At 55.8% G+C, this 21,938-nt stretch carries 20 protein-coding genes; 4 read left to right on the top strand and 16 right to left on the bottom strand.

The features are described from left to right. Positions 1-173: 173 nt before the first annotated feature. From AC2FGE_RS20365 to AC2FGE_RS20335, 7 genes are all read right to left on the bottom strand, one after another. Complete coding sequence (locus AC2FGE_RS20365) at positions 174-854, bottom strand: class II aldolase/adducin family protein (RefSeq protein ID WP_496821142.1); 681 nt, start codon at positions 852-854, stop codon at positions 174-176. Further along, positions 847-2,274 (bottom strand): FGGY family carbohydrate kinase, encoded by a 1,428-nt coding sequence (locus tag AC2FGE_RS20360; protein WP_496821141.1) that lies wholly within the window; start codon positions 2,272-2,274, stop codon positions 847-849. The genes AC2FGE_RS20365 and AC2FGE_RS20360 overlap by 8 nt, the downstream gene beginning before the upstream one ends. Positions 2,275-2,335: 61 nt before the next feature. Further along, entirely contained in the window at positions 2,336-3,148 is an 813-nt protein-coding gene (locus AC2FGE_RS20355; protein WP_496821143.1) for a sugar phosphate isomerase/epimerase family protein, read from the bottom strand. Between the two features lie 38 nt (positions 3,149-3,186). After that, positions 3,187-4,179, bottom strand: coding sequence for an ABC transporter permease (locus tag AC2FGE_RS20350; RefSeq protein WP_496821140.1), 993 nt, complete (start codon positions 4,177-4,179; stop codon positions 3,187-3,189). Further along, complete coding sequence (locus AC2FGE_RS20345; protein ID WP_496821139.1) at positions 4,176-5,183, bottom strand: ABC transporter permease; 1,008 nt, start codon at positions 5,181-5,183, stop codon at positions 4,176-4,178. The genes AC2FGE_RS20350 and AC2FGE_RS20345 overlap by 4 nt, the downstream gene beginning before the upstream one ends. After that, on the bottom strand, positions 5,176-6,681 hold the full coding sequence (locus AC2FGE_RS20340) for a sugar ABC transporter ATP-binding protein (protein ID WP_496821138.1): 1,506 nt from the start codon (positions 6,679-6,681) through the stop codon (positions 5,176-5,178). The genes AC2FGE_RS20345 and AC2FGE_RS20340 overlap by 8 nt, the downstream gene beginning before the upstream one ends. 63 nt (positions 6,682-6,744) lie before the next feature. After that, complete coding sequence (locus tag AC2FGE_RS20335) at positions 6,745-7,731, bottom strand: substrate-binding domain-containing protein (protein ID WP_480548201.1); 987 nt, start codon at positions 7,729-7,731, stop codon at positions 6,745-6,747. 139 nt (positions 7,732-7,870) lie between these two features. Between AC2FGE_RS20335 and AC2FGE_RS20330 the strand changes: the two genes are divergently transcribed. Next, positions 7,871-8,929: a LacI family DNA-binding transcriptional regulator gene (locus tag AC2FGE_RS20330; protein ID WP_480543852.1), complete on the top strand. Its 1,059-nt coding sequence runs from the start codon at positions 7,871-7,873 to the stop codon at positions 8,927-8,929. An 86-nt stretch (positions 8,930-9,015) separates the two neighbouring features. On the opposite strand, the gene AC2FGE_RS20325 is transcribed toward AC2FGE_RS20330, so the two are convergent. The 9 genes from AC2FGE_RS20325 to AC2FGE_RS20285 form a co-directional block, all read right to left on the bottom strand. Next, the gene (locus AC2FGE_RS20325; protein WP_496821137.1) at positions 9,016-10,635 is read right to left on the bottom strand and encodes an FGGY-family carbohydrate kinase; all 1,620 of its coding nucleotides are present in this window, start codon (positions 10,633-10,635) and stop codon (positions 9,016-9,018) included. Beyond that, positions 10,632-11,357: an SDR family oxidoreductase gene (locus AC2FGE_RS20320; RefSeq protein ID WP_480543854.1), complete on the bottom strand. Its 726-nt coding sequence runs from the start codon at positions 11,355-11,357 to the stop codon at positions 10,632-10,634. Before AC2FGE_RS20320 ends, AC2FGE_RS20325 begins: the two co-directional genes overlap by 4 nt. A 120-nt stretch (positions 11,358-11,477) precedes the next feature. After that, positions 11,478-12,221, bottom strand: coding sequence for an SDR family NAD(P)-dependent oxidoreductase (locus AC2FGE_RS20315; RefSeq protein WP_496821136.1), 744 nt, complete (start codon positions 12,219-12,221; stop codon positions 11,478-11,480). Between the two features lie 27 nt (positions 12,222-12,248). Then, positions 12,249-12,815: an SIS domain-containing protein gene (locus AC2FGE_RS20310; protein ID WP_496821135.1), complete on the bottom strand. Its 567-nt coding sequence runs from the start codon at positions 12,813-12,815 to the stop codon at positions 12,249-12,251. Next, the gene (locus tag AC2FGE_RS20305) at positions 12,812-13,855 is read right to left on the bottom strand and encodes an NAD(P)-dependent alcohol dehydrogenase (protein ID WP_496821134.1); all 1,044 of its coding nucleotides are present in this window, start codon (positions 13,853-13,855) and stop codon (positions 12,812-12,814) included. Before AC2FGE_RS20305 ends, AC2FGE_RS20310 begins: the two co-directional genes overlap by 4 nt. A gap of 12 nt (positions 13,856-13,867) precedes the next feature. After that, a complete protein-coding gene (locus AC2FGE_RS20300; RefSeq protein WP_496821133.1) occupies positions 13,868-14,839 on the bottom strand; it encodes a sugar-binding transcriptional regulator in 972 nt (323 codons plus the stop codon). 64 nt (positions 14,840-14,903) lie between these two features. Continuing rightward, complete coding sequence (locus AC2FGE_RS20295; RefSeq protein WP_496821132.1) at positions 14,904-15,722, bottom strand: carbohydrate ABC transporter permease; 819 nt, start codon at positions 15,720-15,722, stop codon at positions 14,904-14,906. Between the two features lie 3 nt (positions 15,723-15,725). Then, complete coding sequence (locus AC2FGE_RS20290) at positions 15,726-16,592, bottom strand: carbohydrate ABC transporter permease (protein ID WP_496821131.1); 867 nt, start codon at positions 16,590-16,592, stop codon at positions 15,726-15,728. Positions 16,593-16,661: 69 nt separating this feature from the next. Next, on the bottom strand, positions 16,662-18,005 hold the full coding sequence (locus tag AC2FGE_RS20285; protein ID WP_496821130.1) for an ABC transporter substrate-binding protein: 1,344 nt from the start codon (positions 18,003-18,005) through the stop codon (positions 16,662-16,664). 147 nt (positions 18,006-18,152) lie between these two features. Here AC2FGE_RS20285 and AC2FGE_RS20280 point away from each other — a divergent pair, with 147 nt between their 5' ends. From AC2FGE_RS20280 to xylB, 3 genes are read left to right on the top strand one after another with little or no spacing between them, the layout of a single operon-like run. Continuing rightward, positions 18,153-19,169 carry an ABC transporter ATP-binding protein gene (locus AC2FGE_RS20280; RefSeq protein WP_496821129.1) on the top strand — a complete coding sequence of 339 codons (1,017 nt, stop codon included), beginning with the start codon at positions 18,153-18,155 and terminating at the stop codon, positions 19,167-19,169. A gap of 11 nt (positions 19,170-19,180) precedes the next feature. Beyond that, positions 19,181-19,906, top strand: coding sequence for an HAD family hydrolase (locus AC2FGE_RS20275; protein WP_496821128.1), 726 nt, complete (start codon positions 19,181-19,183; stop codon positions 19,904-19,906). 50 nt (positions 19,907-19,956) lie between these two features. Beyond that, positions 19,957-21,420: a xylulokinase gene (gene xylB / locus AC2FGE_RS20270; RefSeq protein ID WP_496821127.1), complete on the top strand. Its 1,464-nt coding sequence runs from the start codon at positions 19,957-19,959 to the stop codon at positions 21,418-21,420. Positions 21,421-21,938: the final 518 nt, after the last annotated feature.

Genomic DNA, 21,938 nt, shown 5'->3' with positions numbered 1-21,938 from the left:
GCCTTCCGAGCAGAGCCATAGTGGGCGCGCCGCTTTTTGAACCAAGGACGGGCTGACCTGGTATCGGTATCCTAGATACCGACTGTATTCTTACATACGTAGGCTAAGAAAGCCCCCTACACGTCACAAATGAAGTCCTTCTCACAAGGGCGCTACAATGATGTCCGCAAACACTAGCCGCGTGGTAGTGCGATGTCGTTGCTGCCTTCAGGCTCTGGTCCAACGCCATAGTCCATTCGGTGCATCTGATCGATCACACGTGACATTTCTTCATTCGACAAAACCGGCGGTTCCCCAAGCGGTAGCGCCTGCACATAAAGTCGCGACAAAGTCTCGACCTCTGTCGCCAACCAAAGAGCCTTGTCCAGTGTCTTGCCGATCGCGATCTGCCCGTGTTGAGCCAACAGACAGGCTGTTCTGCCTTTGAGCACCGCCAGCACCGCCTCAGATAGCTCCTGCGTCCCAAATGTAGCATATTCGGCACAGGGGATGGTCGTTCCGCCAGCCACTCCGACCATATAGTGGAAAGCCGGGATCTGGCGGTGATGGCAGGCAAGCGTCGTTGCGTAAACCGAATGGCAATGCAACACGACATCGATATCCGGACGGGCTTTCAGAATATCGCGATGGAAACGCCATTCAGATGATGGCCTGCGCCCGACATAGGTGCCTTCGAAATCCATTTCTACCAAATCGTCGGGGATCATCTTGTCATAGGGCAAAGACGACGGTGTTATCAGGAACCCATCCTCGAAACGGACCGACAGATTTCCGGCCGTGCCCTGATTGATCCCCGTGGAGTTCATTTTCAGACATGTCTCAACCATACGCTCGCGTAGATCTTGTTCAGTCATAAGATTGGCCTCCTTGTCGATTTGCGGCCTCGCGCCATTGCGTCGCGTATTCCGTCAGGCCCGGCAGTACAATAGGTACAACCGGTTCAAGCGTCAGAGGCGTCGATGGGCTACCCGACGCCCTGCATGCAAGTTGCAACGCACCTGCGACAACACCATGAGTTTCATGCGACGCTTCTGTGCGAAGGCCCGGACGCAAGGCCGCGACGATTTGCGCGTACATTGGGTCCTTCAGAAACGTGCCATCCAAGATGAGCGTTGAGCCTCCGTCCAAGACATCAGTGCAGGTGACTGTCAGCAATGCAGAATGCAGAACCGCAAGCGCCGCGCGCTCAGCTTGGTTTTCTGGAGGAGCACCGACAATATGACCTCGTCTGGCTGAGCCGGGAAACTGCCCGTCATTGTCACCAAAACTCGGCATGGCCATCGTGCCCCGTTCGATCAGATGCGCCACGACCTTTTGTTCGGCAACTTCATTGATTGTATCTGCTCCGGCAATGGTGGAAAACTCTCGCCCACCCATCGTCAGTGCCCCACCGATCGGGTTGCCATCCATATCTGCGTTAATCGTGGTGCCAAGTGACTGATCAAGTTTTCTGGTTTCAACCTCACGTGACAAAGCGACAACCCAGGTTCCCGTAGAAACCAGTGCAAAATCTTTAACCTGCGCGGCCAGATAGCGGAAAAAGTTGGCCGTGGAGTCATGTGCTCCGGTCAACACCACCATGTCCTGAGGTAAGTCAAATCGCTGCACAAGGTCCTCACGCACCGGTCCGAGAGGGTTCCAGGCCGCCTTGAATTCTGGCATAAGTGTTTCCCAACCTTGCTCCAGAACAATCGGCGTCCACCGTCGCTGCGGTACATTCCACAGATGCGACTGCGCCCCCATTGCCGAGTATTCAGAGGCCGCGACTCCGGTCAGCCACCAACCCCAAAATTGCGCGATGTTCAGAAAGTGCCGAGCGTTGCAAAACTCTGCCGGGTATATGCGTTCCATCCAAAGCAACTGACGCGCTGCATGCGTGGAGGCCATCATCACCGGGCTACCGCGATCCTCGAAGGTTCCCGCTTTTTTGCGATATTCTGCATCAATGTCAGCAGGGCATGCCTGCTCATAATCGATCATCGGCAAGGCTTGTCCCGCACCGGCTCCGTCTGGGTCCGAGCCCACAAGTACCCCGCCTGACCCATGCCCGACCGGAACAATCGTCCAGATTGGGTACCGCTTGCAAAGCTCTGCAAGCGTTGTGATCAACCAGATCGAAGTGCCTTCCAAGTCATGGTATCGCCAGGTCTGACCGTCCAGAACCGAGTTAGGGGTCGACCGACTCTCGAGCAAAGTGCCGTCTTTGCTGGCAACCCAAAGCTCGATGTTGGTCTTGCCAACATCGATAACAGCGATATCACCTTTTCCGGTCAAAAGCTTAGCACGTCAGCAATTACACCGCCTCTTGCATCCCCAACTGAATCTGCTGCTGTCATCATATGAGGCGGTACTGGGCCGCTTTGTTCCTGAGGAACGGCAACCCCTTGTCCATAACGTCTTCGAAGGAAGGGGCAACAGGCCGCCACACAGCAAGACCGTACCCAATCTGAGGGGGCATGTTGATGAAACTTTCCATCGCAAGCCCCCCCTTGAAGCCGATCGCGGCTAGAGTGGCGTAGATTTCGTCCCAGTCACAGGTCCCCTCGCCCGGTGTGCCGCGGTCGCTTTCCGACAAATGAATGTAGCGCAAGTGTTCTCGTGCATCGAGGATACCGTTGCCCGCGCCCTTTTCTTCGATATTCATGTGATACGTGTCGAGATGGATGAAGATGTTGTCGGCCCCCACCTTTTCGATCATGTCGACCGCCTGCCAACCTGTATTGATCAAATGGTTTTCGTAACGATTTACCGGCTCGATACCAAAGGCGATCCCAAGGGTCTTGGCATGTTTCGCGGCCCCCTCCAAAGCCTGAGCAATATTATCGTATTCTGCCTGCGTGGGTGGGACCCCTGTGCGTTCTCCGATGCCGCCATATGTGACGCCGGAAAGGGCTTCGGCACCCATCTTACTGGCCATGTTCATAGCGTCGACAAGGTGCTCGATTGCGCCGTCTGGATTAACTGATGCCCAGTTTTTTTCAGGCAGTCCGAGCGAGCAGACTGCTCGCATTTCGTGTTTTTCGAGCAAGTCGCGCGTGTGAGCTGCATCCACAACGCCGGTATCCAGCAAGGCAATCTCGATGAAATCCATCTGGTAGGCAGCCGCAGCGGGTATCGTCCGCGCGGCCCCATCACGATCCCAATGCATGGTCCACATGCTGGTATGTACGCCGAAACCTTCCATGATCATGTCCCTCTTCGTCGTTTGTCTCGCCACCGCTCACCAACCCAGCGCAGCGCCATCACGCCAATCAGAAACAATCCCCAGACAGCGGTGGACAAATGCTGGTTGGCACCGATCAGGTTCAGACCTGATGAAAGTGCTTGCAGGATAATCAAGGCCAGAACTACCGGTAGAACACGCCCAAACCCGCCAAATGGATCGATACCGCCCAGGAAACAAGCCAGCACTGTCACCAGCAGTAGGGCCTCGCCATGGCCAACTCGGACAGAATTGAATCGCGCCGCCATCAAAATCCCGGCAACGGCGCATATCACGCCCGAAATCGCGTAGATCAAGACAAGTGTCCGGCGCGTATGCAGGCCGGAATATTCAGACGCCTGGATATTCGAACCGATCATGTAGACCGAGAACCCGTGTCGTGATCGTCTCAGCATGATATGCCACATGAGCGCGGCCACCAGAAAGACGATCATCGGAACTGGAACGCCCATAACGCTGCCGTGGCCCAGTACGTTCATGTACTCTGGAAATCCCGATATGTCTCCTCCACGGGTTAGGAACTCACCCAACCCGCGAAGGAAGATCATCATGGCAAGCGATACCAGAATGGGATGTGCACCGACATAAGCCACGACGACGCCCATGACAGCGCCCGAAGCAGCACCCGCCAGTAAGGCAAGCACCACACCCAGCACGAAAGCCCCCAGTCCAGCATCAGGCCCTCCGAATTGTATCAAAACCCAAGCCAGTGCGAGACCCGAAATGTTGGCTTGAAAGATGATGGCAAGGTTCAGCCCACCCGAAAGAATCGGCACAAGCATTGCCAGTGTCAGCAACCCCAAGACCGGCATCTGAAACGCCATCGAGCGCAGGTTGGCACCTGTTAGAAACAAAGGGGTAGCGAAGGAAAACGTCAGAAAAACCAAGCCGAGAAAGACAAGAAGGGGCAGGGTTTCCGCACCAAATGCCGCGTTCAATTTCTCGCGCAAGCTCATGTTGTTCCCACCTTTGCGACAGCTGTGGTATCGCGTGGGAGCCGCCCAAAACTCAGGTTCGATGATGAGATAGCCAGCAGGATCGCCGCGCCGATGATCATTTGGAATGCAAAGGGCGAGATTCCAACAAGGTTCAGACCGTTCTGCGTAATCGCGACAAACATCACCCCAAGAATGCACCCAAGAACAGTGCCTCGCCCACCACCAAGTCGAGCCCCACCGAGGACCACGGCAGCCAGCACGTCCAGTTCTCGACCGTATAGCGCATTTGGAACAACTTCTTGGGCAATGTTCACCTGCATCAGCCCCCCTATGCCGGCCATCATACCGCACCATCCAAAGGCGACAATTTGCATCTGCCAGATATTCACGCCTGCGCGCCTTGCTCCCTCGGGGTTGTCGCCAAATGCATAAAGCTGGCGGCCCAGTGTGGTCAGACGGATGAGGCCCCAAGTCGCGACGACGCAGCCGATCATGACGGCAACTGAAAGATTCAGTTCCGACCAGGTTCCATCCGAAGCTTGTCGTTCAAAGATGAAGATACGATCAGTCCACCAATCCGGCAGGTTGTAGATGTTTCGACCTTTCGTGAAGAACATCAGCAACCCAAAGAACGCGTTGAAGGTGGCAATGGTGATAACAATAGAAATCACCCGAAACCCGTGGATCAGAAGGGCGTTGATCATTCCAAGACCGATCCCAAGCAGACCCGCGACCAAAAAACCCACCGCCCAGTTTCCGCCCCCTATGCCCATGAAAACCTGCGCGGCCACATACTGAACGACCGAAGCCGCGACCGCGAAAGAAATATCGATGCCACCAGCAATCAGGACGACCAGCAGGCCAACCGCCCAGATCAGGTTCACCGCGTTATTGTTCAACAACGACGTGATGTTGCCCAACGTCAGGAAGGTGTCCGTACCAAGCGACAAACCAATGATCATCAAAAGCAACACAACACTGAGGCGCGCCTCGACGGGATGATCACGAAAGAAGTCACGCATAGATACGTGCCTCAAGTTCGGGAACGCTGGTCGCCCGTGGATCGTATTCGCCCACAATACGCCCATCCGCCATATGCAGCACACGATCCGCATTGAACATCGCTTCGGTCACCTCGTCCGAGATCAAGAGGATCGCCAGCCCTTCTTTGGCCAAATGTCGTACGATGCGAAAGATGCCCGCCCGGGCCCCGACATCCACACCAACGGTTGGGCTGTCGAGGATCAAAAGCCGCGGCTCGGTTGCCAGCCATTTTGCCAGTACAACCCGTTGCTGGTTGCCGCCTGACAGCGTCGAGACAGCATCCTCCGGCTGCCCAATCTTGACGGCAAGTTCATCGATCCAGTGACAAACAAGATCGGTTTGGCGTTTGGGGGATAGCAATCCGAACCCATTGAGAATGCGATCAAGCACTGAAATAGACGTGTTATCCGCGATTGATTGCGGCTGGATAAGCCCCAAGGACAGCCTGTCTTCCGAAACATAAGCGACACCGCGCGCGATAGAGTCGCGGATCGAGGCAAATCGAACGGACGACCCTTCCATCCGGATTTCACCCGCATCGGGTGGTTTCATACCAATTAGTGCAAGGGCCAGTTCCGTGCGGCCGGCTCCGATCAAGCCCGTCAAACCCAGAACTTCACCACGCCGGATGGTAAGGGAAACATCGTAGAACTCTTCGTGCCGACTTAACCCAACGGTTTCCAGAACCGGCTCCGCCTGAGAACGGTCCTGAGCGCTGACCGTGTTCTCCAAAAGCGCCCCGGTCATAAGCTCGCCAAGACGGGATTGCGTCATACCCTCGGTCGGATAGACGCCGACAAGCTTGCCATCGCGCAGGACTGTGACCCGCTCTGAAATGTCGATCACTTCTGCCAATCGGTGGCTGACGAAGACGACAGCAATACCTTGTGAGGACAGCGTGCGAACGACCTCTAGCAATGAATCCGTTTCGCTTTGGGTTAGCGACGCCGTCGGCTCATCCATAAACACCAGACGTGCGTCGCCCATTAACGCCCGCGCAATCGCAACGATCTGACGTTGCGCAATTGGCAAATCACCCAGTCGTGTATCCAGGTTCAACGGCACCTTCAGGCGATCAAGCACTGCCTGTACGCGGGTCTTATAGCGACGTCCGAACGTCAGGCGCGGCACCAGTCCAACCATCTCATCAAAAGCGATGTTTTCCGCGACGGTCATATGCGGAAATAGCGCAAGATCCTGCCAAATAACCGCGATCCCCAACGCTCGGGCTTTCGTCGGGGAAATCGTGTCAACTGGCTGACCAAACAGTTGCAATTCCGCGCCAGGGTCAGCTGTATACACACCAGTAACAAGCTTGATCAGTGTGGACTTGCCACAACCGTTTTCTCCGGCAAGGCAATGCACCTCTCCCGAACGCACTTCGAAATCAACGGATTGCAGCGCCTTTACGCCGCCGAAGGTTTTCGAGACGTTTCGAAGCCTCAGCGCCGGGGCTTTGTCTGGATCAGTTTTCATGTGTGTTCTTAGTCTGAATGGAGATCCGCGATGCGCGGAGCTCCAAATCAACATTAAATCGTATCAGAGCCCCTTGGCAGCCAGCTCGTCAACAGTGCTCTTGTTAATCTCCAAGAGGTTATCGGTGATGATGTTGCGGGTTGCGGCATCCGGACTGACAACACCCAATCCCTCGATCTCGGTTCCTTCCGAGATTTCTTCGCCGTTCACCAGCATGTCGCCTAAAGTGACAAACACGCGGCCCGCCTCAGCTGGGTTCCACATGAACCCGCCAGAAATGACATCTTCTTTCAGCAGCTTCTGGCCCTGACCGGGTGAGAACGGCCCAAGCACATGGACCTTGCCGCCCAAGCGACGTTCCTCGATCGCGCGCCCTGCCCCGATCGGACCTTGGCTGCCAAAGGCAAGGAAGCCACGCAAATCAGGATTGGCTGCGATCAGGTCAAGTGCGGTTGAACGGCTGTCATCAACACTTTCTGCAACGCCATAACGATCACCCACCGGCTGCAACTTGTCAGAGCAGTTCTCAGCCAGCCATGCGATGCCGGCATCCGCCCAAGCGTTGTGAAGCGGTACAGTCAGTGAACCCACGTAAACGGCATAAGTACCCGGCTCTTCGGTTTTCTCACAAAGAAGCTTGGCATGCGCTTCACCGAATCCATCTGCAGAAGCCAGTTCGAAGTTCCAATCCACGTTGTTCAACCCGGGCCCTTCGTGCGCGATCACTTTGATCCCGGCGTCCATGGCCTTCTGCAACACGGGTTCAAGCGCCGCCTCATCGTTGGGCACCACGCCGATGACATCCACACCCTTCGCAATGAGATCTTCAATCGCACGAACCTGAAGGGCCGGGTCGGCTGAGGTCGGTCCGATCATCTCGGCGCTGACACCCAGCTCACCGGCACGTTCCTTGATTCCTTCTTCCATAGCGTTGAACCAAGGGATCCCTCCAATTTTGACGACGATTCCCATAGTAGTCTCAGCAGCGACATTGGTTGCACCAAGAGCAAAAGCGCAGACTGAGGCTGCGAGTATCGGTCTAAGTTTCATAGTTTCCTCCCAGGTTGGCCAGCGCCGAAAAGACAGCGCACAGCAAAAATCAAACTGCACCATCGGTTGTTCTTTGTTGCGCAATCGATGGTGCAAAGGCTATATGGAACACACTAATCTTGTCAAAGGGGAATCTTCGGTGTCGACAACCGAGACTAAGAAACAGGTCACGATTTACGACATCGCCGACCGGGCTGGCACCTCGGCCAGTACTGTTGGTGCTGTTCTGAACGGCTCATGGCGCAATCGACGCATCAGTGAAAAGCGCGCCAAGACGATTCAGCAAATCGCAAACGAAATGGGCTATGCACCCAATATGCAGGCCCGCGCCCTTCGCAGCGTCAGGTCAAGCATGATTGGCATGATTATTCCGATGTACGACAACCGTTACTTCGGCGCGATCGCCGAACGTTTCGAAATGGCGGCCCGTGCCAGAGGGCTTTTGCCCATGACCTCTTGCACACATCGTGAACCAGAGCTGGAACTTGCGACGGTCAAGCAGATGCTGTCGTACAATGTAGACCGGATCGTCTGTGCCGGTGCCTCTGACCCCGATACCATCGCCCGGATTTGCAAGGCGCAGGGCGTTCCAACGATCAACCTTGATCTGCCCGGTACAGTAGCGACTTCTATCATTTCCGACAACTACACAGGCGCATATAGATTGACTGCAGCCCTGATAAAACATGCGCAAGCAAAAGGTCGGGATTGGCAGAACGAGTTTCTGTTCCTGGGCGGCCGCCCGACCGATCACAACACAAGCGAAAGAATACGCGGTTTCCGTGATGCGGTCTCGGACGCAGGGGCTAGACCTTTGGACGAGAACATACTGGCCTGCGGCTACGCAGCCGCCAAGTCTAAGGCCGCATTTGCCGCAAAGTTGAAAGAAACGGGCCGAATGCCGACTGCGATGTTCGTAAACTCGACGATATCGTTGGAGGGTGTATTTGATTGGTTGGCGCAGAATGACAGGGCCGCACTAGACACAATTCTGTTTGGAAGCTTTGATTGGGATCCGTTTGCTCAGTATATGGCGCAGAATCTGTTCTCCGTTCGACAGGATGTCTCGGCGATGGTGGACACGATGTTCAGGATTATTGATGGTGAACCACCCCATGAACCTGAAATCATCCAGATTGCGCCAATTGTCATATCTGACAAAACAGGCTGCGACACCGCCTCCTCGTCACAGATTTAGCGAATAGTTCCCAGTTCGCCGTTTGGGCTCAAATGCTGTGCCGAAGAAGTTCAAAAACTATTTCCGGAACGCGATGTACGTAGCCCTTAAGGTGCTGCCAATTCCTGACGTAGACGCCGTTCAACGTCTTGCAGACCCTTAAAAGCCTCGTAACGGGCATCATGTAGTTGTGCGGTCACGCCAGATTTTGGTGAGAACCGATCCTTTTCTGACGACATCCTCGCCATTGCCTCCTCAAGAGACGTTTCTGGCTGGCTTGCCACAGCACCTAGCATGGCTGCACCCAACAGAACCGGCTCAGGTGAAGTTGTCGATAGAACAGGAGCGCCGCTAGCATCTGCCAAAAGTTGCTTGATCGTGGCGCTTTCCCCTGCTCCACCACTAATCGCGACGGTCGAAGGATGAACACCATGTGCGGCTTGCGCCTCCATAATCTGGCGCATCCCATAACCTACCCCAAGCACTGCAGCGACATAGGTTGCAATGAGGTCATCGCTATCATTTGCCAGCGTTAGGCCAGAAACGATTCCGGTTGCGTCCGGGTCGGCATAAGGTGCCCGGTTGCCCAGAAAATCCGGGACAATTATCCGGGACCCTGCCAGTCGGACCGCATCGCTTGCATCTGACACGCGCCGTTCGACCTCGCGCAAAAGAAACGATTGCAGCGACATGCCCTTTGCTTGCGCGAGGGAGGTTGCGTCGCTGCTTGATGGATGGCTCGTGATTAGGTGCGCGATCGCTTCCCCGGCCGTGGATTGCCCCCCTTCTGACAACCACATTCCCGGCACCATGGCCGAATAGTATGGCCCCCACACACCCGGAACCTTGTGCGCAGTCTTTGAAGTCGACATCGTGCAGGCGGACGTTCCGAATACATAGGCCATCGTCGACTCGGGTCCTGTTTCGGGATTAGCGCCTACGGTGCCGATACCCCCGGCATGAGCATCAATCAAACCCGCGCCAACGGGTGTACCTTCAAGCAACCCCATGCTCGATGCGGCTTGAGCGGTCAATCCCTGTGCCAGAGGTGTCCCGGGGGCCACGATCTCCTGCCCGATACGGGCATACTCCTCAGATGGCAATTCTGACAGACCAATCTGGTTGAAATAACTGTCATCCCACCGACGTTCATGTGCCAGGTAAGTCCATTTGCATGTCACCGTACAAGCGGAGCGATCCAGTGACCCTGTTGCGGCCCATGTCAAATAATCCGGCAGGTCAAAGAATTGGCCGGCGCTGCGGAAGGAGTCCGGCATATTCTCTTTAATCCACAGCAGCTTGGGCGTCTGCATCTCAGGAGAAATCCGCCCGCCAACATAGTCCAAAACGGGGTGGCCCAGTCCATTGATACGCTCGGCCTGATCCTTGGCCCGGTGGTCCATCCAAACGATTACGTTGCGCTCGGCCTTACCCGAGGCGCTGATGCTCAGCGGTTGCATGGTCTGGTCCAGGACGACCATTGAACACGCCGCATCGAAACCAACACCTTTGACCTGCGAGGCCTCGATTCCACTCTCCTCAACCGCGCCTCGAACACAGGCACACACAGCCTGCCAGATGTCTGTCGAAGACTGCTCGGCTATATCGCCGGTGTCGCGCCACATTTGAATGTCTTGCTTTCGGCTGGCAAACAATGTGCCGTTGCTGTCGAAAACACCCGCCCTGGCACTGCCGGTCCCAACGTCTACGCCTACAAAACAGCTCATAGGTCCACCGCGTTTGGCAGGATGACAAGATCCCGGATCGTGACATTCGCGGGGCGGCTGAGCATGAAAACCACGCAATCGGCCACTTCTTTGGGTTGCATCAGACTCCCCTCGGCCAATGCTTGTTCCATTTTTTCCTTCGGCCAGTCATCCAGCAAAGCGGTCACTACAGGACCTGGCAAAACAGCGCCAACCCGCACACCATGCTTGGCAACCTGCCGTCTGACAGAGTGGGTGAAGGCCTGCACCGCATGTTTTGAGGCTGTATAGATGGGCTCCCACACGACGGGAATGACACCTGCGATGGAACTGGTCATGATGATATCACCCGACCCCTGTTTGGCCAGATATGGCAAAACCGCCTGCACCGAGCGAAACGCCGCATTTATGTTGAGGTTCAAAACACGATCCCACGCATCCGGATCGCCTTCCAGAACGTCCCCACCAATGTAAGCGCCAGCATTGGCGTGGAACGCGTCCAGACGCCCCGCTTTTCCGAGGATTTCTGGCAGCATCTGGTCCACGCTGTCAGGACTCGCAACGTCTGTAACGATTGAAAAAGCGTCGTCCCCCAAGTCATCGCAAACTGTCTTTAGTGCCGCTTCATTCCGATCAACCAAAGCAACCGTGGCCCCTGCCGCGATACACTCTTTGGCACAAGCCAGCCCAATCCCCGACGCAGCGCCCGTTATCGCGATCACCTTGCCCGCCAGATCAACCATTCAGTTGCCTCCTCTACATCAAACTGTACCGTTTTTCCTCACCTTCCGGGAAGTCTCCGCAGTGCCGAAAACAGATCGACGGGCCAACCCCAAACCCAGAGGGTTGGTTTGCAAAACGCATCATATGCTTGAATACCCCCCTTCGATCATCATGATCGCACCGTTCACCAGATCGGATGCGGGGGCAGCCAGATATAGGGCCATATCTGCGATCTCGACAGGTTCGCCAAAACGGCCCAAAGGCGTTCTCTCGATAAACGGATCTTTCTTTTCCGGCGCCGACCACAGCTCTTTCCCCATTTCGGTTAGCACGACGGTTGGGCAGATCGCGTTGACCTGAACGTTGTACGGCGCCGCTTCGGTCATGAGCGATTTCGTCAGAGAATTGAGCGCCCCCTTGGAGGTGGCGTAGGCCGCGTGATCGGCTAAGGCAATAACGCCCGTCTGCGATGAAATGTTGATGATCTTGCCCTGTCGCCGTTCCATCATGCCAGGCAGTACCGCGCGGGATAGGATAAAGGGCGCTGTTAGATTTACCGCCAAAGTGCGCTGCCAATCCGTCAGATCATAGTCAACAACCGGCCCGGTCAGGGCAATTCCGGCAGAGTTTACGAGAATATCGACCCGTCCAAAAACCTCCAATGCCCTGGCTGCGACCAAGGCCGTTTCTTCGGCATCAGCCAAGTCTCCGGTTATTGCTGCAAAATCTCGCCCCAATGCTTGAACCTCAGTTCCCAATTGCGCAAGCCGGTCCTTGTCGCGGCCATGCGCCGCGATGTCCGCTCCTGCATCCGCAAAAACCTGTGCAATTGAGGTTCCAATCCCTGAAGATGCACCGGTGATCAGCGCTTTCTTTCCCTTCAAACTGAAACGGGTTTCCCAGGGCATGAGCTATTCCAAATTCGTGTGATTGGCGCGCATATCCTCGGGCGTGACGGCCATCCTGTCGCCCAGGTCCAGCACAAGAAGCTCGAAGAACAGGAGCATGAGCACCTCATAGAGCGACCCCATCGGCAGCACAGACGTGGCATCGGGACCTTGGTCTGCGGCCATGGTTTGCGCGGGAAGGTGAACGGTCAGATCCACAGCCTGTGGCACGGCACCCTCGGGTTCTGCAGTGATGCAGACAACTTTGGCACCGGCCTCCCGCGCAACGCCCACCAACGCCGCCACAGTCGAAAAATGCCCTGGTCCTGCGCTGACAAGCAGGATGTCCGATGCCCCGACCGGTGGCGCCGTCATGTCGCCGACCACATGGGCGTCACAGCCCAAGTGAAACAACCGCATCGCGAGCGCCTTCATCATCAGGCCCTCGCGACCGACACCGTAGCAAAGGATCTGCCGTGAATTGGCAAGAGCCTCAGATAAAGGCGCGATCTGTTTCAAAACGTTACCGGACAAGCCCGGTCGTAGTTCAGACAGGACCTGTTCGGCCAAATTGTCCAAAACGTCGGTCATGTTCGGTCCAACCGAATCTGGATTTTGACATCTGTTGGTCGCGCCTCAACTGCACGGTCGAACGCTTCGATGCTGTTCTCAAAGTCAAATGTTTCAGAGATCAGAGGTTTCACATCCACTTTACCCGACCCAAGCAATGCTATGGCCCGGTCATACATATTGGCATAGCGAAACACCGTCTCCATCCTGATTTCCTTGGACTGAGCCAGAACAATGTCGACCGGCACAGGATCGACCGGCATGCCTACCCAGACTACACAGCCCGCAGGGGCTACGGCATCGAGAGCGTTTTGAATTGAGGTGGCGGCGCCGGCACATTCGAAAACCACATCCGCGCCCCATCCTTCGGTCGCGTCGCGCACAACGGCTGAGGGGTCATCGCGTCCGATCAAAACAGGTTCGATATTGTCATATTGCGCAGCAACCGACAGCTTTTCCTCAACCAGGTCAGAGATATAGACCTTGGCGCAACCACCGGCCAGCGCGGCCAGAGCCACCATTATGCCAATTGGCCCTGCACCGGTGACAAGCGCCACATCACCCGGTTTGATCTGCGCTTTGGTTGCTGCCTGCATGCCAATTGCAAAGGGTTCGACCATTGCCCCTTCGGCAAAGCTGATGTGGTCGGGCAAGCGATAGGTGAACGCCGCAGGATGTACGACCGAGGGGGTCAGGCAGCCATGCACCGGAGGCGTGGCCCAAAACTGCACAGATGGGTCCACATTGTAGGCACCAAGCTTTGCGGCCTTGGACCGGGTGTTGGGAATGCCGGGCTCCATACAGACCCGATCACCGACACCGATGTCCGTTACGTCTGACCCGACCTCGGTAATCACACCTGCAGCCTCGTGTCCTAGCACCATAGGCGCGTTCACGACAAAGGGCCCAATCTTGCCATGGGTGTAGTAGTGAACATCGCTGCCGCACACCCCAACCGTATCTATCGCGACGCGGACATCCTCAGGGCCCAATGTCTTGGCCAGCTCAATCTCGCGCAGCGCAAGGCTGCGGGCTTTTTCCAGAACCAGAGCTTTGGCCATCCTACACCTCCCTTATGTTCTGTTGGTTTCAAGCAAAGCGGCTGCCGTGTTCTCATCCGTAACAAGCGTGTCGACAAAACCGCGCTTCAGGGCCGCAGCAATGATCGGCGTTTTATGAAGGCCACCAGCGGCCAGAATGACATTGTCTATTTCGGCCATCTCATCCAGCGACAGGCCAATGACACATTGGTTCAACGGATGATCAATCAGCTCACCATCCGCATTCAAGATGTGCCCGGTGATATCACCTACTCCGCCTTTGGCGATCAGATCGGCCGGATCGACCCGGTTTGGCAAGGCATCACGCACCAGCAGCGAACTCTCCAGATCCCCCGTAGCCAGCGCAATTGCACCGCAAGATCGAATCTTTTCCAGCATATCCCGGATCACGTCCTGATCCATGAACAGTGCCTGACTCTCCGGGCTACCCGCATAAAGCGGCGCGGTGAAAAAGCTGTGTTCGGCGTTGCATAAATCAGCCAGCCGCGTTGTGATCTCGTACCCGTTCACGTCCGATCCGCGCGAGACGCCGCCCATGATCGACACGATCTCAAGATCAGGACGGTCGAGCGGCTGCATGTGGCGCGTCGCGAGGTTCAAAGTGTTGCCCCAGGACATGCCAAAATGAGTCAGGTTCGGGTCGCTCAAGACTTCGCCCAAATGCGCACCCAGCCCCGCAGCAACCAGCGGGGTGACTGACACACGGTCCTCGGGCGAAGGCACCACAACTGCGCGGGTCAGTTTGAACTGCCGCTCAAGCTCCCATTCAAATTGCGCCGCTGCCGCAAAAACGGAATCCACACTGACACGCAAAATGCCACGCCGCCGCGCCTCGCTGAGCGCTTTGTTGACACGCAGCCGCGTTGTTCCAAACCGCTCGGCCGCGTCGGCCTGTGTCATGCCCTCGACCTCGCAGGCCCAGCACAGCCGCACCAATAGCTGTTCTTCCGGATCGATCTGGTCAAGTTTGATATAGCGTGACATGGGTGTCCTTTCCTTTTGGTTTCGTTCTAACGCAACGAAACGGGAAAGGGAGTGGTCGAAGACTTCATTTCACGGCTCCCATCGTCAGGCCACGCACCAATTGCTTGGAGGCGATGAGCGCGAAGATAAGAACCGGGATCACGATCAGCGTCGATGTGGCCATGATCTTACCGTACGGCAAATTGTAGCCTTCCATGAAAGACACGGCCATTGCGGGGGCCGTTTTGGCTTCGGTTCTGGTCAAGATCAGACCGAACATCAGTTCGTTCCACGAGAATATGAAAGAAAAGATCGCCGATACGGCTACACCAGGCATGGCCAATGGCAGGCAGATTTTACGCATGATGGTAAACTGCGAGGCCCCTTCCAGCCGTGCGGCCTCGTCCAGATCATAGGGTATGCCTCTGAATTGATCTGTCACGATCCATATTACGATCGGCAAGTTGAAGGTCAGGTAGATCAGGATCAGCGTGATGTGTTTATCCAGCAGCGACAGGTTACGGGCGATCAGAAAGAACGGAAGAGCCAGAACAATGGGGGAAACCATCCGATTGGTAATGAACCAGAACCAAAGGTCTTTTTTTCCGCGAAACTCGAACCTGGCCAGCGCAAAGGCGGCAGGAACGCCCAGAACTAGCGCCAGCAACGTCGTAGAGATAGCAATGATCAGCGAATTTATCAGTGTACGTAGTACCCCGTCTTCGAACAGGGCCTCACGATAGTTGGCCAGTGTCGGTTCGAATAGCCACACGGGGGGCGCTTCAAGCGCTACCACCTGCGTTTTTAGGGAAGTCGTGACCATCCAGTAAAACGGGAAGACACAGACCAGAATGATCAAAGCCAGCAAGGCAATCTGAGACCAGTATGAGCGGGTCGTCATCATGGCTCAGACCTCTTTGTAGAAGACGCGGATGTAGATTTGCGCCAGTACAATGGTGATTATCAGCAGGATAATGGCCTGCGCCGAGGCCAGCCCCTGATCGAAGCCGCGAAAACCGACCCGTTGGATCATAAGCGAAATGAACTCGGTCGACGATCCCGGCCCGCCACGTGTCAGCGTGAACACCATGTCGAACAGTTTCAAAGTATCCGCTGTTCGCAGGATCAGCACCGCAACCAGACCCGGCACCAGAAAGGGCAGTTGCACATAGCGCAGAACAATCCATTTGGACTTGGTTTCCAGGCGCGCGGCCTCTTCCACTTCGCCCGGCACCATGGTCAGACCTGCCAGAAGAACCAGCGCTACAAACGGTGTCCATTGCCAGACGTCCCAGAACACAATCATGGCAAAAGCATTCTGGGGATCGCCGATCCAGTTTATGTCGGCCCCGCCCAAAAGCTGGTTCACTACGCCAAACTTCTGGTTGAACATCACCTGACCCAGCAGGCCCACAACCGCGTAGGTCGTGGCCATCGGTAGAACGAGGCTTAGGCGCGCCATTGTTTTTACCAGTGTCAGACCAGGTTGATGCAACACCAACGCAATGCCCAGACCGAGTGCGATTTGCAGCGGCAGGGCCGTACCCAGCAAGAAAAACGTGCGGCCCATCGCCTGCCAGAACACTTCATCCGTCAGAACGGTCCAATAGTTTTCAAAACCTATGAATTCGACCCGCTTCAGTTTTGTAAGGTTGTAGAAATGCGCTGAAGTCCAAGCCGCGTAAAGCAATGGCGCGATGCCCACCGCGGCAAGACCGATGACCGCTGGACCGATGAATGCAAGTATTGTTCTGCGGGGTACTTGGCCGCGCATGTCCGTCCTCCAGCTGACCCTCTCGAACAGGGTGCAGGGGCGCCAAATATGCGCCCCCGCTTCTTTGTTTCACTGTGCCAGCGGTTTGTCGCCAGAGTAGTATCCGGCTGCGTCCAGGACGGCCTCCATCCGGGTGCCGATCTCTTGTGCACCTTCCTCGGTCGAAACCTCACCCAGCATCATTTTGGTGCCCCATTCCTGAACGATCTCGGTGATCTCGGGCCACTCCGCGAAACGGGGGCGGAATTCCGGCACGCCGTCTTGCCAGCTCTCGACCAGTGCGGGCACAAACTTGAAGTCTTCCAAACCGTCTTCCTGATAGACAGACTGACGGGCCGGAACACCACCGCGCTCAAGGTATTCCCGCGCGTTGGCTTTCGAGGTTGCCCACTGGATGAACAAATAGGCTGCCGCTTGTTCGGCTTCGTCTGCTTGCGAAGCTACTGCCAGAGAGAACCCGCCAAGTGCTGGCTTGCGGCCCGCAGGGCCTGTGGGCTCGGGTGCGATTTCAACGCAATCCGCCACTTTCGATGTCTCGGGCGAGACGACCGACGAATAGAAGGCCGACCATTCGGTGATCATTGCGATGTCGCCTTGACTGAACCCATTCACGGTTTCGGCATGGTCATATGCCACGATACCGTCAGGCATGTATTCCATCAGTTCCTGACGGAACTTTAGTCCTGCCTGGCTTTCGTCACTCATCAGATTGGACTTGAATTCATCGTCTAGGAACGAACCGCCAAAGGGCCACAGCATCCGTGCAAAGCTGTCAGCAGACTGGGTTTCATTCCGCTTGGACTGCAGCGCAAAGGCGTATTTTCCGTCTTTTGTCAGCGCCGGGCCATATGTGTCCTTCAGCTCTTGCCAAGTTTCCGGTGGGCCGTCGAACCCGGCTTCTTCCAGCATGCAGCGATTATAGAACATCAGGCCTGAATAGTTGTCGAACGGCAGCCCATACAGCGTGTCGTTCCAGCCACCAAAGGCATTCAGCACCAGAGGAAAAAAGTCATCGATATCCAGATCTGGATCAACTGCGTCAGGGAACTTTGCCTGCACATCCGCTAACGGAATGATCCAATCGTTCTCTGCAAAGTTGCCTATCCAAACAAGGTCAATCAGTGCAATATCCAGATCACCGCCAGCCACAAAATCCCGCACCTGTTCACCCAGAGCGTTCTCATAGGGATGCTTGATGACGTTTACCTTTATTCCCGTTTCCGCTTCGAACTCGGGCAGCATGGCTTCGATCGCCTCATACCCCGGGCGCAGCAGGAACACGACGTCAATGGTTGTGCCCGCATAGGGTTCGGCAGCCTTTTTTAGGCTCCAGTCATCATCTGCAACGGCCGCACCGGTCGCGATGATGCTGGCGACGGCTGCGGTACCCAGCAAGTTTCTAAGAGTTTTCATTCTCAGGTCTCCTCCCAGTTCAAAATTCTTTTGCATACTAGTTCATACAAAAGTATTTTTCCGACTTGAAAGTCAATACATTTGTTTCTACTGATAAACAAAAGATAATTTGCGGACCGCAGCGTTCGCCGTTGGGGAGGGGTTGCCTTGGCTGGCATCAGAATTGAAGGGCTCGACAAATTTTACGGTGAAACACAGGCGCTGTTCGATGTTAGTCTGGACATCAGGGACGGGGAGTTTGCTGTATTCGTAGGGCCATCGGGTTGTGGCAAATCAACCCTTTTGCGAACACTGGCTGGATTGGAGGGTGCCGACTCGGGGCGTATCGAGATTGACGGGCTGGACGTGACGCATGCTGAACCTGCCGACCGTGAGCTAGCGATGGTGTTCCAGTCCTATGCCCTCTACCCGCACATGAGCGTGCGCGAGAACATGGATTTCGGCATGAAAGTCAACGGATTTGCGCCTGCCTTGCGGCAGGAACGGATCGCCGAAGCAGCCCGTATCCTACAGCTGGAAGACTATCTTGATCGCAAGCCCTCACAGCTGTCGGGTGGTCAGCGCCAGCGTGTGGCCATTGGTCGGGCCATCGTCAAAAATCCAAAGGTCTTCCTGTTTGACGAGCCGCTGTCCAATCTGGACGCAAAACTGCGGGTGCAGATGCGGGTCGAGCTGGAAGGCCTGCACAAACAACTCGCCGCAACGATGATCTATGTGACCCATGACCAGGTTGAAGCCATGACAATGGCCGACAAAATCGTTGTTTTGAATGGCGGACGCGTCGAGCAGGTTGGAACTCCGATGGAATTGTATCATTCACCCCGATCACGCTTTGTTGCCGAGTTTATCGGTTCCCCGGCCATGAATGTGTTTGCGCCCAGTAACACAGTGAGCGGATTGACCATCAAGCCGGAGGCGGCTTTCGTCGGCTGCCGCCCCGAACATCTTGAGCTGGTGCAACAAGACGCGGGCAATACCGACGCCACGGTCAGGGTCAAGGAACAGCTGGGAGGCGAGAGCTTGCTATACCTCACACTCCCTGACAATAGCGAGATCGTAGCGCGCGTCGGCGGTGACGACGATACACCTGTTGGTCAAACCGTAGGTGTTCGAGTCCCCGAAAATCGACTGCATCAATTTAGTGCCGACGGGCGCGCATTGTAACGGTGCGCGCGATGGCAGGCGACAACGCCAAGGGTTCCAAGCCGGATGCGCAGCCTCCTATATCGCTTGAGGCGTTCGATCTGATTATTTTTGATTTTGATGGAGTTATTGCCGATAGCGAGATCATCTCGCTGTCCACATTAAAAGAAACTCTGACAGAGTATGGTATCGACCTGCAGGCACAAGAGGTCCGAAGCCTATTTCTGGGCAAATCTCTCTCGACAATTGAAGCTTTTGTTACTGAGCACAGCACAACCTCTGCCAGAGGTTTTGCGCATACATGGCAGGCCAAGTTGTTCCGACGTTTCAAGCGGGAACTCTCACCTATTGCTGATGTCAAAGATTTTTTGGGAGTGTTGACTACGTTGAACCTTCCGTATTGCATCGCCTCCAGCGGGACGTTCGAACGGATCAGTGTTGCCCTGACGGCGATGCAGATGACCGCGTTGTTTGATAGCATCTTCAGCGCCGAGCAGGTTGAACACGGCAAACCAGCACCAGACTTGTTTCTATACGCCGCTGCTCAGGTCGGTGTTCCCCCCAGAAACTGCCTTGTGATCGAAGACTCACCTTATGGCGTGCGCGCTGCCAAGACGGCTAACATGTATTGTGCCGGATTTGTGGGTGGGGCGCATCTACGTGGTATTGAAGACCAGCATGGCGAGTTTCTTCGTCAGCAAGGAGCTGATCTGATCATATCATCCTATGAATCACTTGCGCCCGCCCTATTCAGGTAGCGGGCAAAAAAAGTAAACGATTTACAGGCACCAATGGGAGGCAACGTGGCATGAGCTACCTTGGCATTGATCTGGGAACATCCGGGCTTCGCGCCCTGCTACTGGCAGAAGATGGCAGCGTGATCGGATCTGCTGAGCAGTCTTACTCATCTGAACACAAACACCCCGGTTGGAGCGAACAGAACCCGGCGGATTGGATCACGGCGCTTGAAATGGCGGTTGGCGAATTGCGCGGTAGTCACTCCGAGTTTACCGACCTCCGCGCTGTCAGCGTCGCAGGACATATGCATGGCGCAACTCTGCTGGATTCTGCAGGCGACGTGATCCGGCCTTGCATTCTGTGGAATGACACGCGCTCGGATATTGAGGCACAGCATCTGGATGCCATGCCCGGCGTTCGTGAGATTTCAGGCAACATCGTGTTTCCCGGTTTCACGGCGCCCAAACTGCTCTGGGTCAAGGCTCATGAGCCTGAAAGTTTCGCCCGCGTGGCCAAGGTCCTGCTTCCTGCGGCTTATTTGAACTACTACCTGACCGGCGACTATGTCGCCGATATGTCGGACAGTGCCGGAACATCCTGGCTGGACGTGTCGGGCCGCGCGTGGTCCGACACCTTGTTGACCGCCGGGCAGATGAGCGAAACACAGATGCCGCGGCTTGTCGAAGGATGCCAGCCAGCAGGCACCTTACGGCCCGATTTAGCGGCAAACTGGGGCGTCAGTGGCAGCGTCGTTGTTGCGGGTGGTGCGGGAGATAATGCGGCAGCTGCCTGTGGCCTAGGGGCTTTGAATGAGGCTGATGGCTTTCTGTCTCTCGGAACCTCAGGCGTTCTTTTGGCTGCGCGGGATGGTTACTACCCTGCCCCTGATTCCGCACTGCACACGTTCTGCCACGCAGTTCCTGATCGCTGGTACCAGATGGGTGTCATGTTGTCGGCAACAGACAGCCTAAACTGGCTGGGTCAGATCACTGGCAAGACTCCATCCGACCTGACGCGCAATCTGGGCGACACTTTGTGTACGCCCGGTCGCGTGCAGTTCTACCCCTACCTGTCCGGAGAACGCACACCCCATAACGACGCCAGCATTCGCGGCAGCTTTACCGGGCTGGGAAAGGATACCGACCAGAACGACCTTACCTGTGCGGTGCTCGAAGGTGTCGCCTACGGTTTGAGCGACTCGTATGATGCGCTGGTGCAGACTGGAGCCCGCATAGACCGTCTGATCGGCATCGGCGGTGGAGCGCAATCACGGTACTGGGTAAAACTGATCGCAACCGTTCTGGATGTGCCCATAGAGTTGCCGCAGGATGGTGAGTTCGGTGCCGCACTTGGGGCAGCTCGACTTGCAATGATCGCTGGATCCGGAGCGTCGCCAGAGGACATCCTCAAACCTCCCAGAATCGGTGAGCGGGTGCTTCAGGACAGTAATATGACAGAGGCTTTCAACGCGGCAAAAATCCGTTTCCGCGCGGCATACGAACATCTTCAGGAAATATCGTCTAGGCGGGGATAGACGTGCTTGGCAAGTAGTTCTGTAAGGCGACTTAAACCAGTTCCAAATACGCCAATAGTGCGGTCCTATGTGCCGCACATACTTAGCACCACTCGGAAAAAGCGGCGCAACGTGTCAGCTCGGAGGTGTCTCGACTGGTTAGAGTTCGCTCTTGGTTGATCACCCGATTTCCCGACGGAAGGGATAAAAAGTCGTGATCATTCCAACCATGATCGGTGTAATCCTGAACACATGCAAAAGGGCGGCCCATTCCGCCTGACTCTGCTTGATGGGAATGTCCGCTTTGTCAGATTCTCGACGGGACCCAGCCGCCTGAACTCACACTCAAGCGTCTGGTCAGCATGACTCACCCACTTGACTGGATCGAACGAGAGCGACTGTTCGGCTTCTGACATCTCGAAGTCCTGCGACCCTGATACAGGGCTCGCCCTCCCTGATCCGGCGGCACAATTCCGGGTCAGAAAGCACAACTGAAGTTAGACGGGTATGGGTGGCGGTGCTGTCAGACGAATTCGAAC

Source organism: Ruegeria sp. YTSA075 (assembly GCF_059610245.1).
This window is presented reverse-complemented; position numbering and strand designations above follow the sequence as displayed.